At 59.1% G+C, this 16,488-nt stretch carries 18 protein-coding genes; 4 read left to right on the forward strand and 14 right to left on the reverse strand.

Annotated features, from left to right (window positions below):
- Positions 1–23: 23 nt before the first annotated feature.
- From tolQ to BBF94_RS08160, 10 genes are all read right to left on the reverse strand, one after another.
- Entirely contained in the window at positions 24–719 is a 696-nt protein-coding gene (tolQ, locus tag BBF94_RS08115) for a protein TolQ (RefSeq protein WP_065258522.1), read from the reverse strand.
- Positions 709–1,176, reverse strand: coding sequence for a tol-pal system-associated acyl-CoA thioesterase (ybgC, locus tag BBF94_RS08120; RefSeq protein WP_065258523.1), 468 nt, complete (start codon positions 1,174–1,176; stop codon positions 709–711). The genes tolQ and ybgC overlap by 11 nt, the downstream gene beginning before the upstream one ends.
- A gap of 127 nt (positions 1,177–1,303) precedes the next feature.
- Positions 1,304–2,365, reverse strand: coding sequence for a Holliday junction branch migration DNA helicase RuvB (gene ruvB, locus BBF94_RS08125; protein ID WP_065258524.1), 1,062 nt, complete (start codon positions 2,363–2,365; stop codon positions 1,304–1,306).
- Positions 2,366–2,974 (reverse strand): Holliday junction branch migration protein RuvA, encoded by a 609-nt coding sequence (ruvA, locus tag BBF94_RS08130; RefSeq protein WP_007951205.1) that lies wholly within the window; start codon positions 2,972–2,974, stop codon positions 2,366–2,368.
- A 114-nt stretch (positions 2,975–3,088) separates the two neighbouring features.
- Positions 3,089–3,613, reverse strand: coding sequence for a crossover junction endodeoxyribonuclease RuvC (gene ruvC / locus BBF94_RS08135; RefSeq protein ID WP_065258525.1), 525 nt, complete (start codon positions 3,611–3,613; stop codon positions 3,089–3,091).
- Between the two features lie 158 nt (positions 3,614–3,771).
- On the reverse strand, positions 3,772–4,518 hold the full coding sequence (locus BBF94_RS08140) for a YebC/PmpR family DNA-binding transcriptional regulator (RefSeq protein ID WP_065258526.1): 747 nt from the start codon (positions 4,516–4,518) through the stop codon (positions 3,772–3,774).
- Between the two features lie 128 nt (positions 4,519–4,646).
- On the reverse strand, positions 4,647–6,422 hold the full coding sequence (aspS, locus tag BBF94_RS08145) for an aspartate--tRNA ligase (protein ID WP_065258527.1): 1,776 nt from the start codon (positions 6,420–6,422) through the stop codon (positions 4,647–4,649).
- Positions 6,423–6,530: 108 nt separating this feature from the next.
- Positions 6,531–6,752, reverse strand: a complete 222-nt coding sequence (locus tag BBF94_RS08150) for an FmdB family zinc ribbon protein (protein ID WP_065258528.1) — start codon at positions 6,750–6,752, stop codon at positions 6,531–6,533.
- Positions 6,753–6,866: 114 nt separating this feature from the next.
- Complete coding sequence (locus BBF94_RS08155) at positions 6,867–7,178, reverse strand: ribbon-helix-helix domain-containing protein (protein ID WP_225875043.1); 312 nt, start codon at positions 7,176–7,178, stop codon at positions 6,867–6,869.
- 274 nt (positions 7,179–7,452) lie between these two features.
- Positions 7,453–7,923 carry a Dps family protein gene (locus BBF94_RS08160; RefSeq protein WP_065258530.1) on the reverse strand — a complete coding sequence of 157 codons (471 nt, stop codon included), beginning with the start codon at positions 7,921–7,923 and terminating at the stop codon, positions 7,453–7,455.
- A gap of 306 nt (positions 7,924–8,229) precedes the next feature.
- Here BBF94_RS08160 and BBF94_RS28290 point away from each other — a divergent pair, with 306 nt between their 5' ends.
- Positions 8,230–8,832, forward strand: a complete 603-nt coding sequence (locus BBF94_RS28290; RefSeq protein ID WP_065258531.1) for a cold-shock protein — start codon at positions 8,230–8,232, stop codon at positions 8,830–8,832.
- A 68-nt stretch (positions 8,833–8,900) separates the two neighbouring features.
- On the opposite strand, the gene BBF94_RS08170 is transcribed toward BBF94_RS28290, so the two are convergent.
- Together BBF94_RS08170 and BBF94_RS08175 are read right to left on the reverse strand one after the other, a co-directional pair.
- Positions 8,901–9,107: a SlyX family protein gene (locus BBF94_RS08170; protein ID WP_065258532.1), complete on the reverse strand. Its 207-nt coding sequence runs from the start codon at positions 9,105–9,107 to the stop codon at positions 8,901–8,903.
- Positions 9,108–9,110: 3 nt separating this feature from the next.
- Positions 9,111–9,536, reverse strand: coding sequence for an HIT family protein (locus BBF94_RS08175; protein WP_065258708.1), 426 nt, complete (start codon positions 9,534–9,536; stop codon positions 9,111–9,113).
- 879 nt (positions 9,537–10,415) lie between these two features.
- On the opposite strand from BBF94_RS08175, the gene BBF94_RS08180 reads away from it, so the two are divergent.
- Positions 10,416–11,762: an OprD family porin gene (locus tag BBF94_RS08180; RefSeq protein ID WP_065258533.1), complete on the forward strand. Its 1,347-nt coding sequence runs from the start codon at positions 10,416–10,418 to the stop codon at positions 11,760–11,762.
- A gap of 117 nt (positions 11,763–11,879) precedes the next feature.
- Here the strand turns inward: BBF94_RS08180 and BBF94_RS08185 are convergent, their stop codons facing one another.
- Both BBF94_RS08185 and BBF94_RS08190 read right to left on the reverse strand, forming a co-directional pair.
- Positions 11,880–12,722, reverse strand: a complete 843-nt coding sequence (locus BBF94_RS08185; protein WP_065258534.1) for a mechanosensitive ion channel family protein — start codon at positions 12,720–12,722, stop codon at positions 11,880–11,882.
- Positions 12,723–12,861: 139 nt separating this feature from the next.
- Complete coding sequence (locus BBF94_RS08190; RefSeq protein WP_065258535.1) at positions 12,862–13,347, reverse strand: YajQ family cyclic di-GMP-binding protein; 486 nt, start codon at positions 13,345–13,347, stop codon at positions 12,862–12,864.
- Between the two features lie 140 nt (positions 13,348–13,487).
- Between BBF94_RS08190 and BBF94_RS08195 the strand changes: the two genes are divergently transcribed.
- Together BBF94_RS08195 and BBF94_RS08200 are read left to right on the forward strand one after the other, a co-directional pair.
- Positions 13,488–14,405 carry a putative 2-dehydropantoate 2-reductase gene (locus BBF94_RS08195; RefSeq protein WP_065258536.1) on the forward strand — a complete coding sequence of 306 codons (918 nt, stop codon included), beginning with the start codon at positions 13,488–13,490 and terminating at the stop codon, positions 14,403–14,405.
- Between the two features lie 45 nt (positions 14,406–14,450).
- Entirely contained in the window at positions 14,451–16,487 is a 2,037-nt protein-coding gene (locus BBF94_RS08200) for a sensor histidine kinase (protein ID WP_065258537.1), read from the forward strand.
- Position 16,488 lies beyond the last annotated feature (1 nt).

Raw genomic sequence — 16,488 nt, forward strand, 5'->3', positions numbered from 1 at the left:
TAAAGCCATCGGGAAATACCTGCTTATTCTTCGCTGGTGTGCACTTTGCGGTGCAGGATCGCCTGGAACTCATCGGCGAAGGTGTAGTAGCGGCCCAGCAGGGTTTCGCTGCGGGCAGAGAAACGGTTGTAAGCGATAACGGCCGGGATCGCGGCGAACAGGCCGATCGCGGTAGCGACCAGGGCCTCGGCAATACCCGGCGCCACTGTGGCGAGAGTGGCCTGTTGTGCGCTGGCCAGACCGCGGAACGAGTTCATGATCCCCCAGACGGTACCGAACAGACCGATATACGGGCTGACCGAGCCGACAGTGGCCAGGAACGGCAGGCTCTGCTCGAGTTTTTCTTCCTCGCGGGAGATGGCCACGCGCATGGCACGGGCCACGCCTTCCATCACCGCTTCAGGATCGACACCCGGCTGCTGGCGCAGACGCGAGAACTCCTTGAAACCGGCACGGAAGATCTGCTCGACGCCCGAGTCGGGATCCGGGTTGCTGCCGGCCTGACGGTAGAGTTTGGACAGGTCGATACCCGACCAGAAGCGCTCCTCGAAGCTCTCCAGGGCACGTCGACCGGCGCGCAGCAGATTGCTGCGCTGAAAGATCATGATCCATGAGGTCACCGATGCGGCCACCAGGGTCAACATTACCAACTGCACCACGATGCTGGCATTGCTGACCAGGCTCCACATGGAGGAATGGTCGACGACGTTAGCTTCCACGCTTTATCTCCTGCTTCAAGTGTGTACCCGTGCCGACCGCCTCGGCGAAAGCCGTACGCAAGTCTTCGGGAAGGGCCCGGGGTTTCAAACTGTTAGTGCGCACACAGGCCACCAGAAACTGCCCCTCACAGAGCAGCACATTATCCGTTGCCCGCCTGACCTGCTGTCGAAAGCGCAGACTGGCACGGTTCAATTCGATTACATCAGCGCTTACCAGCAGCTCGTCGTCCAGTCGCGCCGGCGCGTGATAACGCGCTTCGCTGGAATGCACGACGAACAACAGGTCCTCACCTGCCAGCGCCGACTGGGCAAAGCCCAGCTCCCGGAGCCGCTCGGTTCGAGCCCGTTCCATAAACTTGAGGTAATTAACGTAATACACGATGCCGCCCGCATCGGTGTCCTCGTAATAAACGCGACAACGATGTGCGAACGGCTCAAGCCCGTTTTGCGCGCGCATACTCTAGTGCTTACTCCTCGGGTTGCCAATCCGGCCAGGCAACTGTTTTTCATTGTTCAAAGGCTTTACCGCAAAAGTACCGTCCTGAGACAGTACAAACGCTGAATAAATCGCCAATAAATGTGTATCAATCGTCCAAGGCATCGAGAAACTCGTCTGCCACGGGTGTTTCGCCCATTCGTGACGGAATGTTTAAACCAAAATGCAGATACGCATGCCGGGTCACCACCCTGCCTCGCGGCGTACGCATGATGTAGCCCTGCTGAATCAGATACGGCTCCAGCACATCCTCGATGGTATGGCGCTCCTCGCTGATCGCAGCGGCCAGACTATCAATGCCGACCGGCCCGCCATCGAACTTCTCGATCATGGTCAACAGCAAACGCCGGTCCTGATGATCGAAACCGTGCTCGTCGACATCCAGCAGGTTGAGCGCCAGGTCGGCAACGGACTTGGTGATATGCCCCTTGGCCCGGACCTCGGCGAAATCCCGTACCCGACGCAACAATCTGTTGGCGATTCGCGGCGTGCCACGGGCACGACGGGCGACCTCGAAAGAACCTTCAGGATCCAGCGGCAAACCGAGGATGTTCGCCGAGCGGCTGACAATCGTCGCCAGATCTGCAGTGCTGTAGAACTCAAGACGCTGGACAATCCCGAAACGGTCGCGCAACGGGTTGGTCAGCATCCCCGCCCGCGTCGTCGCACCGACCAGGGTGAACGGCGGCAGATCAAGCTTGATCGAACGCGCCGCCGGCCCTTCACCGATCATGATGTCGAGCTGGAAATCCTCCATCGCCGGATACAGCACTTCTTCCACGATCGGCGACAGACGATGGATTTCATCGATGAACAGCACATCGTGAGGCTCAAGATTGGTCAGCAGCGCCGCCAGATCGCCCGGTCGCTCGAGCACCGGCCCCGAGGTGCTCTTGATCGATACGCCCATTTCCTGGGCAATGATATTGGCCAGAGTGGTCTTCCCCAGCCCCGGCGGACCGAAGATCAGGGTGTGGTCGAGAGATTCGCCACGGCCCCGGGCGGCCTGGATAAACAGTTCCATCTGCTCGCGCACGGTCGGCTGGCCGATGTATTCGGCCAGGCTGACGGGACGTATCGCCCGATCCTGGACTTCTTCGCGCTCACGCGGACTGTGCGTGGCGGCGATCAGACGATCAGCTTCAATCACTTAAATCATTCCCTTCAGGGCGCGTCGGATCATGTCTTCGCTGCTCAAGCCTTTCTCCTTGATCGCGGAAATCGCCTTGCTGGCTTCCTGCGGCTTGTAGCCCAGGGAAATCAGCGCGCTGACCGCGTCGTTCTCGGCGGTGTTGACCGGCGCCGGGCCGTCCGGCTGGTTCGGCACCAGCGCAAACATGGCCGGCGAGGTTTCCCAGGCCTTGAAGCGGTCCTTGAGCTCCACCAGCAAACGCTCGGCGGTTTTCTTGCCGACGCCCGGCACCTTGGTCAGCGCCGAGGTGTCCTGGGATTGCACGCAACGAATCAGCTCGTCCACCTCCAGGCTCGACATCAAGGCCAGCGCCAGCTTGGGCCCTACACCATTGAGACGGATCAGCTCGCGAAAAAAGTCTCGCTCACGCTTGCCGGCAAAACCATAGAGTAACTGCGCGTCTTCGCGTACGACCAAATGGGTGTGCAAGGTCAGCGGCTCCCCGACCGACGGCAGGCGATACAGGGTGGTCATGGGCACTTCCAGCTCATACCCGAGGCCGTTTACATCCAGAATCAGATGCGGCGGCTGTTTTTCAGCGAGGGTGCCCCGCAGGCGTCCAATCACGTTTCAGATCCTTGAGCGTTGGCCAGCCGTGGGCTGGCGACTGTCGAAAAGCGGTTTTCGGGCCGACGACCCAGGCACGAGATCCGCCTTCCGGAAATTTGACTGCTGATGCTATCAGAGACGCAGGCGACCGCCACGACTGCGTGCGGTACCCAGACCGTGAGGCAGCAAGCTGGACCGGGTGTGTGCATGACAAATGGCGATTGCCAGGGCATCCGACGCATCGATCTGCGGTTTGCTGGTCAGCTTCAGCATATGCATGACCATCATCTGCACCTGCTCTTTGTTGGCGGCGCCGGTGCCCACCACCGCTTGCTTGACCTGGGTCGCCGTGTACTCGGCGATCTCCAGACTCTCTTCAGCGCCAGCGACAATGGCAGCTCCCCGCGCCTGCCCCAGTTTCAGCGCGGAATCGGCGTTTTTCGCCATGAACACCTTCTCGATGCCCATGGTCACCGGTCCGTAGGTCTGGATGATTTCCCGCACGCCGCGATAAACGATCTGCAGACGCTCGTGCAACTCGCCGGCGCCGGTGCGAATGCAGCCGGAAGCCACGTAGACGCAACCACGACCAGTATCGCGTACCACGCCATATCCGGTGATGCGCGAACCGGGGTCGATACCAAGAATTAAAGTCATAACGCCTGAGGATTCGGTAAAGGCAAAAGATCAAATGCAACGAATAACGAATGTGGGAGCGAGCCTGCTCGCGAAAACGGTTTCATCCTCGGCAACGAGGCTGCATGAAAGTCCGCATTCGCGAGCAGGCTCGCTCCCACAGTGGAGAATAGTCGGTCTTAACCGAGCTGAGCCGCCACGTCTTCCGGAATGTCCGCGTTGGAATAGACGTTCTGCACGTCATCCAGATCCTCGAGCATGTCGATCAGCTTGAGCACCTTCTCCGCACCTTCCAGATCCAGCTCGGTGCTGGTGGTCGGCTGCATGACGATTTCCGCATCATCACCCTTGAAGCCCGCCACTTCCAACGCATTGCGCACCGCATAGAAGCTGGTGAACGAGGTGAACACGTCAATCGAGCCGTCTTCATGAGCAACCACATCGTCGGCATCGGCTTCCAGCGCCGCTTCGGTCAGGGAGTCTTCATCAACACCCGGCGCGAAACTGATCTGCCCCTTGCGTTCGAACAGATAGGCTACAGAACCGTCAGTCCCGAGGTTGCCGCCGCATTTGCTGAACGCATGGCGCACGGCTGCGGCAGTGCGGTTGCGGTTGTCGGTCATGCACTCGACCATCACCGCCACACCGCCGGGACCGTAACCTTCGTAGGTCAGCTCCTCAACGTTGTCCGCTTCGGTCGCACCGGCACCACGGGCCACGGCACGATCGATGATGTCACGACTCATGTTGGCGCCCAGCGCCTTGTCCAGGGCCAGTCGCAGACGCGGGTTGGAACCCGGATCGCCGCCGCCCTGACGGGCCGCGACGGTCAGTTCACGAATCCACTTGGTGAAGATCTTGCCTCTCTTGGCATCCTGACGTTCTTTGCGGTGCTTGATGTTCGCCCACTTGGAATGACCTGCCATAACTCGCTCCGAATTCTCTTTGAAACCTTGCCCGCTTGGCACATTGCGCAGCCGGCAAACAAAAAATCTCGACCTGTTCCTTGCAGAAAGAAAAAAGGCGCATCCGAAGATGCGCCTTCAGGCCCGTCTTACTCAGCCTTTGGCGTTTCGCGCAAACGAATGTGCAATTCGCGCAGTGCCTTGGCATCCACGACACCCGGCGCCTGCGTCATCACGTCGGCGGCACTCTGGGTTTTCGGGAAGGCGATCACTTCACGGATCGACTGGGCACCGGTCATCAGCATCACCAGACGGTCCAGACCGAAGGCCAGACCACCGTGTGGTGGCGCACCGTATTTCAGGGCATCGAGCAGGAAGCCGAACTTCTCTTCCTGTTCCGCTTCGTTGATGCCCAGCAGACGGAATACCGCCTGTTGCATCTCTTTGCGGTGGATACGGATCGAACCGCCACCCAGCTCGGTGCCGTTCAGAACCATGTCGTAGGCACGGGACAGCGCGCCAGCCGGATTGGCTTCGAGCTCTTCCGGGGTGCACTTCGGCGCCGTGAACGGGTGGTGCAATGCGGAGAAGCTGCCGTCATCGTTCTCTTCGAACATCGGGAAGTCGACGACCCACATCGGTGCCCACTCGCAGGTCAGCAGCTTCAGGTCGTGACCGAGCTTGATACGCAGCGCGCCCAGGGCTTCGCTGACGATCTTGGCCTTGTCGGCGCCGAAGAACACGATATCGCCGTCGACTGCGCCAACGCGATCGAGGATCACGTTCAGGTTGGCTTCCGGGATGTTTTTCACGATTGGCGATTGCAGGCCTTCAACACCGGCAGCGCGCTCGTTGACCTTGATGTACGCCAGGCCCTTGGCACCGTAGATGCCGACGAACTTGGTGTAGTCGTCGATCTGCTTGCGCGGCATGCTCGCCCCGCCTGGAACGCGCAATGCGGCGATACGGCATTTCGGGTCGTTGGCAGGGCCGCTGAAGACCTTGAAATCGACTTCTTTCAGTTGGTCGGCAACGTCCACCAGCTCCAGCGGGTTGCGCAGGTCCGGCTTGTCGGAACCGTAACGGCGCATGGCTTCTTCGAACGTCATGTGCGGGAATTCGCCGAACTCCAGATCCAGCACTTCCTTGAACAGGTTGCGGATCATGCCTTCGGTCAGGCCCATGATGTCTTTTTCGTCGAGGAAGCTGGTCTCGATGTCGATCTGAGTGAATTCAGGCTGACGGTCGGCACGCAGGTCTTCGTCGCGGAAGCACTTGGCGATCTGGTAGTAACGGTCGAAACCGGCCACCATCAGCAGCTGCTTGAACAACTGCGGCGATTGCGGCAGGGCGAAGAACGAACCGGCGTGGGTACGGCTCGGCACGAGGTAGTCGCGCGCGCCTTCCGGCGTCGCACGGGTCAGGATCGGCGTTTCCACGTCGAGGAAGCCGTTCTCGTCGAGGTAGCGACGGATGCTGGTGGTCATGCGCGAACGCAGACGCAGCTTCTCGGCCATTTCCGGACGACGCAGGTCGAGGAAGCGGTAGCGCAGACGGGTTTCTTCGCCGACGTCCGAGTATTCGTTCAGCGGGAACGGAGGCGTTTCGGCCTCGTTCAACACTTCCAGCTCGTAACCCAGCACTTCGATTGCACCCGAGGCCATGTTGGCATTGACGGCGCCGGCCGGACGCAGACGCACCTTGCCGGTGATCTTCACGACGTATTCGCTGCGAACGCGGTCGGCGGCGGCGAAGCTTTCGGCGCGATCCGGATCGAATACCACCTGGGCCAGACCGTCACGATCACGGATATCGAGGAAAATCACCCCGCCGTGGTCGCGGCGACGGTGAACCCATCCGCAAAGGGTAATTTCCTGGCCTTCCAGGCTTTCGTTCAGTTGGCCGCAATAATGGCTGCGCATCATGGTAGTGGTTTCGCTTCTCGTAATTCGAAATTCGGTGGAGATCCGCCGCACTCAGATTCCGTGCGGCCGGTGGATGCTCTCGCGTGTCGTTGGACCCGGGCATGAACCCTAGTCGGATTTGTCGCCACCGGCCAGATTCTTCTTCGCGCCGGTCTTGAAATCGGTTTCGTACCAACCGCTGCCGCTTAGACGAAAGCCTGGCATGGACAGCTGTTTCCTGAGTTCTGGTGCCTGACAGGCAGGGCAATCGACCAGCGGTGCGTCACTGATCTTTTGAATGGCTTCCAACTGATGACCACAGGAAGCACATTGGTAATCGTACATCGGCATGGAGTTGTCTCGGTGATCAGATTGCCAGCTCCCGCAGGGCGGTGTGGCGAAAGAGCGGGATTATATCCATTAAAATGCGGCCTGTGCAGCCGGAAGACTGCACGGGCCGCCCCCTCACCGACAACTCCCGGCTGCCGCCGAGGCTTCCCGCAGGCCGTGGACAACACAGACCACCCGCACAAGGCCGCTGAAGTTCTTGACCCCGCCGTGGCGCAGATGCACTTCGCGATCCACACGGGACAACAGCGTCCCGACCGAACAGCTGTTGTTCTCGGCCATGCGGCCCAGAATATTCCAGTAAACCTGCTCCAGCCGCATGCAGGTCGCAAAACCATTCAGCCGCACCGAACGGGCCAGCGGCCGGATCAATGTCATGTCGAACTCTTCAAGAAGCGGCGCCAGCCCCCTCTCCTGTCGCAAACCCATGACAAGGCCATCTCGCCTCTCTCCATCTTCCATATCGTTGACACTCCTTTGCCATCGCTGCCTCTCGTCGAGGCAACATCCTGTCAACTCATTAAATGCGCAGGGGCAACGGCATATCCAGACGACTTTTTGTCCGTCCGCGTAGGATAAGCCAACACAGTAGGGAGGATGATGGAGCGGCAGATCGCCTTCCGAATTTCTTACATCATTGGATGTCTTTTCACGTTTCAAAAAAGGCGCACGCCCCACAACTTGTGTTCGTGCGCCTGCGCGATCAGGCTTCGAGCAGCGCCCTCAGCATCCAGGCGGTTTTCTCGTGAACCTGCATGCGCTGAGTCAGAAGATCAGCCGTCGGTTCATCACTGACCTTGTCCAGCAGTGGAAAAATGCCGCGAGCGGTACGAGTGACCGCTTCCTGGCCTTCGACCAGCTGCCTGATCATGTCTTCGGCACTCGGCACACCCACTTCTTCTTTAATAGAAGAAAGACGCGCATAAGTCGCATAGGCACCTGGTGCGGGGAAACCCAGTGCGCGGATGCGCTCGGCTATCGAGTCCACGGCCAGGGCCAGTTCGTTGTATTGCTCTTCGAACATCAGGTGCAGGGTGCGGAACATCGGCCCGGTGACGTTCCAGTGGAAGTTGTGGGTTTTCAGATACAGCACATAGGTGTCCGACAGCAGGCGCGACAACCCTTCGACGATGGATTTGCGATCCTCTTCACTGATACCGATATCGATTGCCATGTTTACCCCCTGAGGCGATTGAGTTCATCCAGCAGATGCCGTTTCACTGTAGCAAGGGCACCCTCGCCCCGCAGCCCCCGTATCGAGCCCATAGAGGCGACAAATCGCCCCACGCACCCGCTGGCCGGGGTGATTTGAGTCGCTACGGGCTTTGCTGTTAAATAGGCAGTGTGTCGCTACGCCCCGTTTTCCGGGTGTTGCGCATAGGCTGATGCCGGGCACGTGTCCAACGCCTCTTATTGTTTCGAAGCGAACCGTGCGCCTTCAGCTCTTCCTTGTGAGCCGTCATAACGTGAGTCAATAAAAATGTTGAAAATCGTCCACCTGCTGATGGGCGCAGCGGCGTTGCTGCTGTCGTTCATACCCAGCTTGAAATCCGAAGCCGTTCCTTACCTGCAACAACCCGATGCACTTTACCTGGCCTTTTTCGGCCTGCTGAACCTGGTCATTGCTCCGGTGATCCCTAACTGGAACAAAGGCCCGCGCCAGCATCTGCAAAATCTGGTCAGCGCCCTTCTGGTTCTGACCGTCGTACTGCAAACCCTGACCCTGATCGCACCGATGCCGGTCATCGCCGGTCAGCCTGCGGTTCTGTTCAGCCTGGCAATCGCTCTGGTTGCCGTGGTCCTGCACCTGGCCGTCAGTTTCTACAAGTCCTCCCCGGCTGCCGCTCCGACCAACTACGACATGAGCAACCGCGATACCGGCACCGTCAAGTGGTTCAACACCTCCAAGGGCTTCGGCTTTATCTCCCGGGACTCCGGCGATGATATTTTCGTGCACTTTCGCGCCATCCGCGGCGAAGGCCACCGCGTACTGGTCGAAGGCCAGCGCGTGGAGTTCTCGGTGATGAACCGTGACAAAGGCCTGCAGGCCGAAGACGTGATCGCGGCTCTGCCGCGTCGCTGATTCACAACGAAAAAACCGCGAACAGCCTGGCTGCTCGCGGTTTTTTATCGTCCTGAAGAAGCTGAAACTCAGTAGTGCGGAGGCGGCGCATCTTCCTCGAAGGAGCCGATCTGGCCGACCATCTCTTCCTGACGCTTGAGCACTGCGGCCATCTGCAACTGCAGACGCTCAACCACGCGCTGCTGCTCCACCAGCACATCGTTCAACGCCTGAATGGTGTCGTCCTGAAACGCCAGGCGACTTTCCAGATCGGTAACACGTTGTTCCAGGCTCATGATTCAGCCCTCCAGAAACTTGAAATCTTCATCCAGCACCAGGCGCAGACGTTCACGAATCGCCGCTACCTGCTCCTCGCTGTAAGGCTTGGCCGGATGCTTGCCCCAGACCGGCGCCGGCCACGCGGCATCGTCACGTTTGCGCACAATCACATGCATATGCAATTGACTGACGACGTTACCCAGGGTGGCAACGTTCATCTTGTCGGCATCGAACGAATCCTTGAGCACTTCGGCCAGCGCGGTGGTTTCCTGCCACAGACGCTGCTGGTCGGCGACATCCAACTGAAACAACTCGCTGATATCGTCGCGGCGAGGCACCAGGATGAACCAGGGGTAGTTGGCGTCATTGGAAAGCAGCAATCGACACAGCGGGAAATCGCCGATGGTCAGGCTGTCCTGTTGAAGTCGTGGATCTAAAGCAAACACTGCATGCACTCCCGGCTGATCGGCATCATTCAGCTTGGCGAGCCTCCTGCGGAGAAGGCGCACCAAGCGACAGGACGGCAGCATACCTTTGATTGCCCGGCCCTTCACGGCGAAACGGTGCCCCGACATGGAACATTTCCGGCGATTGCGCACCAGCACGAGACCGATCAAGCCGTGCAACCCGCCGAAATGACCACAGCGCACTGCCGTGTTCAGGCCCATGACAGGACCCAAGTGTTTGAATTCAGTACAGCCGGAAAAAATTTTTGCACCAAAACCGTACAGCGCGTCTACGCTCAATGGCTTGAGTATCCGCCAAATACTCACTGACAGGGTGAACCGGTAACGTTTTTGATTGTCGCGGGCTGAAACACCTGTGACAGCACCAGGCAACAGGGGTGCGTCAACCCCCGTCAACTTCGTGCCAGAAGCCCCGGTTTTACAAGGTTTTTACAGAGTCGGGCGGGTGCGAAAGAAAATAACCGCATCGATTCTGCGGTTTGTGCACGCTTGTTGCATTCATACTCAAATGGGCCATGAGTACCCCACGGGAAGTGGACACTCAAGACCCCAGAAAAACAGTGGCAGGGTTGCCCGATGGAGATTCAAGTGTTTTGCCAGGGACTCTTTTTTACCGATGCAGAAAGGCTCGGAAACAGCGATAAAGTTGTCAGCCCGGCTGCATGGGTACTGTGAATTTGCGACATCGACCCAGTCATTTGCGACAGCGTCGTAAAGAACATGAAAGGTTGTAGGCGCAAGTATCGCCAACATGGTCGGCGTGATATAAGTTTGCGCCGACACAAAAAGAAAGAGCCGCCCAGATAATAAAACAGGTGGGACGGCAGTACTCTTCTAAAACCAAAGGAGCAAATCACGATGCGCGTGATGAAGTGGAGCATGATCGCACTGGCCGTTACAGCAGCCAGTTCCCAGTTGGCTACGGCCGCGCCTTTTGTAAGTGACCAGGCAGAAGCCAAAGGTTTTGTTGAAGACGCGAAACTGACCGAGACGCTGAAGAACTACTACTTCAACCGGGACAACAAGAACGGCGGCCACGACCAGAAAGACTGGACCCAGGGCTTCCTCGGCAACTTCACTTCCGGTTACACCCAAGGCACCGTAGGCGTCGGTATCGATGCATTCGGTTACCTGGCTGTAAAGCTGGACGGCGGTGACGGTACCAGCGGTACCGGTAACATGAGCCGCAGCAATGCTGTCAAAGCCAACGGTTACGCCCATGACGTCAACGACAGCCAGGGCAAGGCCGGCGCCGCCATCAAATTCCGCATTTCCAAGACCGAGCTGAAAATCGGCGACCAGCAGCCAACCACGGCTCCAGTGTTCGCTATCGGCGGTTCCCGTATCCTTCCGCAAACTGCCAGCGGCTTCCAGCTGCAGAGCAGCGAAATCAAGGACCTCGACCTGGAAGCCGGCCACTTCTACTCGGCCACCAGCCAGGACAAGAACGCCCGTGAAGGCGGCCTCTACGCCACTTACGCTGGCGTCGAAGCCAAAAGCATCGACTACTTCGGCGGCAAATACGGCATCACCGACAACCTGACCGCATCGTTGTACGGCGCCAAGCTCGAAGACATCTGGAATCAGTACTACGCCAACGTGAACCTCACCACGCCGTTCGGTGGTGACACTTCGCTGAACACTGACTTCAACATCTACCGCACCACCGACACCGGCAGCGCCAAAGCAGGTGACATCAGCAACACCACATTCTCCCTGGCGACCGCCCTGTCGTTCCTGAAGGCACACACCTTCACCCTGGCCTTCCAGAAGGTCAACGGCGACACCCCGTTCGACTACATCGGCGTGGGCAAAAACAACCGTGGTGGCGACTCGATCTTCCTCGCCAACTCCATCCAGTACTCCGACTTCAACGGTGCAGGCGAGAAATCCCTGCAAGCCCGTTACGACCTGAAAATGGCCGAGTACGGCGTTCCTGGCCTGAGCTTCATGGTTCGTTACGTCAAGGGTTGGGACATCGACGGCACCCACACTCCAGCGGGTAGCTCTTATGCCGGTCTCTACGGTGAAGACGGCAAGCACCACGAAACCAACTTTGAAGCCAAGTACGTGGTTCAAAGCGGTCCGGCCAAAGACCTGTCCTTCCGTATTCGTCAAGCCTGGCACGTTGCCAACGCTGATGAAGGCGAAGGCGACGTTAAAGAGTTCCGTCTGATCACCGAGTACCCACTGAACATCTTGTAATCGTCAGTGGTTAGTTAGGTTGAATGAAAAAGGCCCATCTTCGGATGGGCCTTTTTTGTTATCTGTCACTTGTAATAACTGCCTGACCAACAAGTCAGGCAATTAATTAGCAACCTATCATTGCACCGCTGTTTCCTGAACCACACGAATCACTCGCTGTGGAAACGGAATATCGATACCGGCCGCCTTTAAACGATCACGGGACTGTTCGTTAAACATGAACATCACATCCCAGTAGTCTGCGGTCTTAACCCACACACGCAGAGAAACAGTGATCGAACTGTCACCCAATGTCGAAATAACGGCCTGCGGTGCCGGATCCTGCAGAACGCGATCATCCTTGGCCAGATCCAGCAGCACCTGACGGGCCTTTTGCAGATCGGCTTCGTAATCGACACCCACATCGAACACAACCTTGCGGGTCGGCTGACGGTTGGTGTTAGTGATGATGCCGTTCGACAGATTGCCGTTCGGTACGATGATGGTCTTGTTGTCACCGGTACGCAGCACCGTGTGGAAAATCTGGATGCTGTCGACAGTACCCGCCACGCCCTGCGCTTCGATCCAGTCACCGATACGGAACGGACGGAACAGCAGAATCAGCACGCCGCCGGCGAAGTTCGCCAGGCTGCCCTGCAACGCCAGACCGATGGCCAGGCCCGCCGCACCGATCGCCGCGACGAACGAGGTGGTCTCGACACCGATCATCGACGCGACGCTGACGATCAGCAGCACCTTGAGCACGATGTTGGCCAGGCTGCTGATGAAACCTTGCAGCGCCAGATCGGCATTGCGCAGGGCCAGCAGGCCGCCCAGCTTTTGCGTGACCTTGTTGATCAGCCACCAGCCGATGGCCAGGGTAATCACCGCCAGCAGCACACGGCTGCCGTACTCCATGATCATCGGAATCCACGCCTGGGACACCTTGACCAGGTTGTCCACCTCAGCATTCAAATCCATCTTTTATCTCCTGATTTCCGGCTACCCGGGCTATGAAAGATCAACGGCAGAAAGACCGAGTCCCTTGAGGCTCAATCGTTTCTGCCGCTGCTTGGCCCTCGGACGCTGAAAACGCCGAGAGGTTCCCGACCGAGGTGGCTCAGTCGCGGAAGTTGTTGAACTGAAGTGGCATGCCGAATTCCTTGGCACGCAGGGCTGCAATGGCTTCCTGCAGATCGTCACGCTTCTTGCCGGTCACGCGCACCTGCTCGCCCTGGATGGCGGCCTGCACCTTGAGCTTGGCGTCCTTGATGTGAGCGACGATCTTCTTCGCCAGCTCCTTGTCGATGCCCTCCCGAAGTACGGCATCCTGCTTCATCACCTTGCCCGATGCGTAAGCGTCCTTGACCTCGAGGCACTGCACATCGATCTTGCGCTTGACCAGTGCCAGCTTGAGGATTTCGATCATCGCCTCCAGCTGAAATTCGGCTTCAGCGGTCAGGTTGACGGTCAGTTCCTTTTCCTTGTACTCGTAGCTGCCCTTGCCTTTCAGGTCATAACGACGATCGAGATCCTTCGCGGCGTTCTCGACCGCGTTGGTGAGCTCGTGTTTGTCCAGTTCGGATACCACGTCGAACGACGGCATGTAATCTCTCCAATAAAAAGGCGCGCTCGTTCAGGACCCGGCGCGCTTGGCTTGCGGTTAAAATCGGGCTCATTATAACGGGTCTTTACCCACCGACACGGCGAGCCTTGCATGCCTGTACCTTACCGAGTGAAAAACTGATGTCCACCCCCTGGCACATCCTCGGCGCCGGAAGTCTCGGCACCCTCTGGGCCACGCGACTGGCCCGGGCCGGATTGCCGGTGCGGCTGATCCTGCGTGACATCGACCGCCTGCATGACTATGCGACCGCTGGCGGGCTGACCCTCGTCGAACAAGGCATCGCCAGCACTTACGTCATCCCCGGCGAAACCCCGGACAGCCCCGGACCGATCCGCCGCCTGCTGGTGGCCTGCAAGGCCTACGACGCCGAAAGCGCCGTGGCCGCCGTGGTTCATCGCCTGGCGCCGGACGCCGAACTGATTCTTCTACAGAACGGCCTCGGCAGCCAGGAAGCCGTTGCGGCGCTCGTGCCGCAGTTACGCTGCATCAGCGCATCGAGCACCGAAGGCGCATTTCGCGACGGTGACTGGCGCGTGGTCTTCGCCGGCCATGGCTACACCTGGCTCGGTGATGCCGGCCATCCTGTGGCACCGATCTGGCTCGACGATCTGGAAGCGGCAAAAATCCCCCACGAATGGAGCGCCGACATTCTCACCCGTCTGTGGCGAAAACTGGCGCTCAATTGTGCGATCAATCCTCTGACCGTGTTACACGACTGCCGCAATGGCGGTTTGCAGCAACATCACTGCGAAGTCGCCACCCTGTGTGCCGAACTGACCGAATTGCTGGAACGTTGCGGTCAGCCTGCGGCGGCCGACAACCTGCAACAGGAAGTCGAGCGGGTGATTCATGCCACCGCGGCCAACTTCTCTTCCATGTATCAGGATGTGGCCAACAGACGCCGCACCGAGATCAGTTACCTGTTGGGCCATGCCTGCAAAGTTGCGCAACGCCATCAAATCAGCCTGCCGCATCTGCAACAATTGCAGCAACGGCTGACAGCCCATCTGCACAGTCTCGGATTGCCCGTCGACTGAGCAGCGGCTACGCTGCCCACTTGTTCCTTTGCAGCGATAAACCTGATGCCATTGCGCCAGCGCCTCGAAAACCTGCCGGTCGGCCAGAAACTGCTGGCCGCCCTGCTGGTGCTGTTGACCACCGTATTACTGGTCGCCAACCTGACCTTCATCAGCGCGGCCTATTACATTTCCCAGGAAAGCATGGCACCCCAGGCGCTGCAGACCATCGGCCGCCTGGTCGCGAACCCGAGCCTGATCGCCGAAGCCCTGCAATCACCGCAAAGCGCCGAACGCCTGCTCAAGGAGCTCGACAGCTACTCACCGCTACGCGCCGCTGCACTGTATGACGGCAAAGGCGAACGCATCGCTCAGGTGCAGCGCGGCGACAAGCTCAACCTGCCGGAACGCTACCGGCACATCGAAGCCTGGCAGCTCACCGAGTTTCGCAGCAATCAACTGATCACGCTGCCCCGCCCCGGCACTGCGCCGGGTCATCTGTTGCTGGTGGCCAGCAGCGAATTGCCGATGGCGTTCTACACCGGCACCCTGACCGCCAGCCTTGGGATCCTGATTTTCAGCGTGCTGCTGTGGCTGGTGATCGCCCGACAGATCAAACGCCTGATTACCCGGCCGATCCATGAACTCGAAGAACTCTCCCGTCAGGTAACCCGCGAAGAGAACTACTCCCTGCGCGCCTCCCGTGGCAACCACGACGAAATCGGCAGCCTGGCCGAAGCCTTCAACACCATGCTTTCGCGCATCGAAGCCCGGGAACAGCAGCTCAAGCGTGCCCGCGACGACTCGCAGGCGGCCTACGATCAGGCGCAAGGCCTGGCCGAAGAAACCCGCCACACCAATCGCAAACTGGAACTGGAAGTCCAGGTGCGCAGCAAGATCGAGAAAAAGCTCACGGGCTTTCAGAACTACCTCAACAGCATCATCGACTCCATGCCTTCGGCGCTGATCGCCCTCGACGAGCAGCTCTACGTCACCCAGTGGAACCAGGAGGCCAGCGCCCTCTCCGGTACGCGGCTGGACGAAGCGTTGAACCAGCCGATCTTCCTTGCCTTCGAACCGCTCAAGCCGTTTCTGCCGCAACTCAAGCAAACAGTGGAAGAACACACCGTGGCGAAGATCGAGCGGGTGACCTGGTTCAAGGACGACGAACCCAAGCACTATGCCCTGACCTTCTACCCGCTGATGGGCGGTGCCGGGCGTGGCGTGGTGATCCGGATCGACGACATCACCCAGCGTCTGTCCCTGGAAGAAATGATGGTGCAGTCGGAAAAAATGCTTTCGGTCGGCGGCCTCGCGGCCGGCATGGCCCACGAAATCAATAATCCGCTGGGCGCGATCCTGCACAACGTACAGAACATTCGCCGGCGGCTGTCGCCCGACCTGCCGAAGAACCTCGAACAGGCCGAACACCTGGGTATCGAGCTGGAGACCGTGAACCGCTACCTGCAAGCCCGGGAAGTCCCGCAACTGCTCGACGGCATCCAGCAGGCCGGCGCCCGTGCGGCGAAGATCGTCACCCACATGCTCAGTTTCAGCCGTCGCAGCACGCGACAGATGGCGCCGTGCGACCTGCCGGCCTTGATCGATCAAGCAGTGGAGATCGCCGGCAACGACTTCGATCTGGCCATCGGCTTCGACTTCAAGGGCCAGGCGATCATCCGCCAGTTCGATCCGGCACTCGGGCCGGTGCCGGGCACCGCCAACGAACTCGAACAGGTACTGCTCAACCTGCTGAAAAACGCTGCGCAAGCGATCCACCAGCGCGCAGACGACAGCGAACCGGGGCGGATCATCCTGCGTACCCGGCTCAATCCGCCCTGGGCCGAGATTCAGGTCGAGGACAACGGCATCGGCATGAGCGAGAACGTGCGCAAACGCACGTTCGAACCGTTCTTCACTACCAAGGAAATCGGCCAGGGCACCGGGCTCGGGCTGTCGGTGTCGTATTTCATCATCACCAACAATCACAAGGGACAGATGGAAGTGCAGTCCACACCGGGGCAAGGCACTTGTTTCACCCTGCGCCTGCCGCTCGCGCAACCGGCGCCCATCGCTGCCCAAACCAATCAACTACCGAGGTAAC

The organism is Pseudomonas bananamidigenes, from assembly GCF_001679645.1.
Taxonomy (GTDB): Bacteria; Pseudomonadota; Gammaproteobacteria; order Pseudomonadales; family Pseudomonadaceae; genus Aquipseudomonas; species Aquipseudomonas bananamidigenes.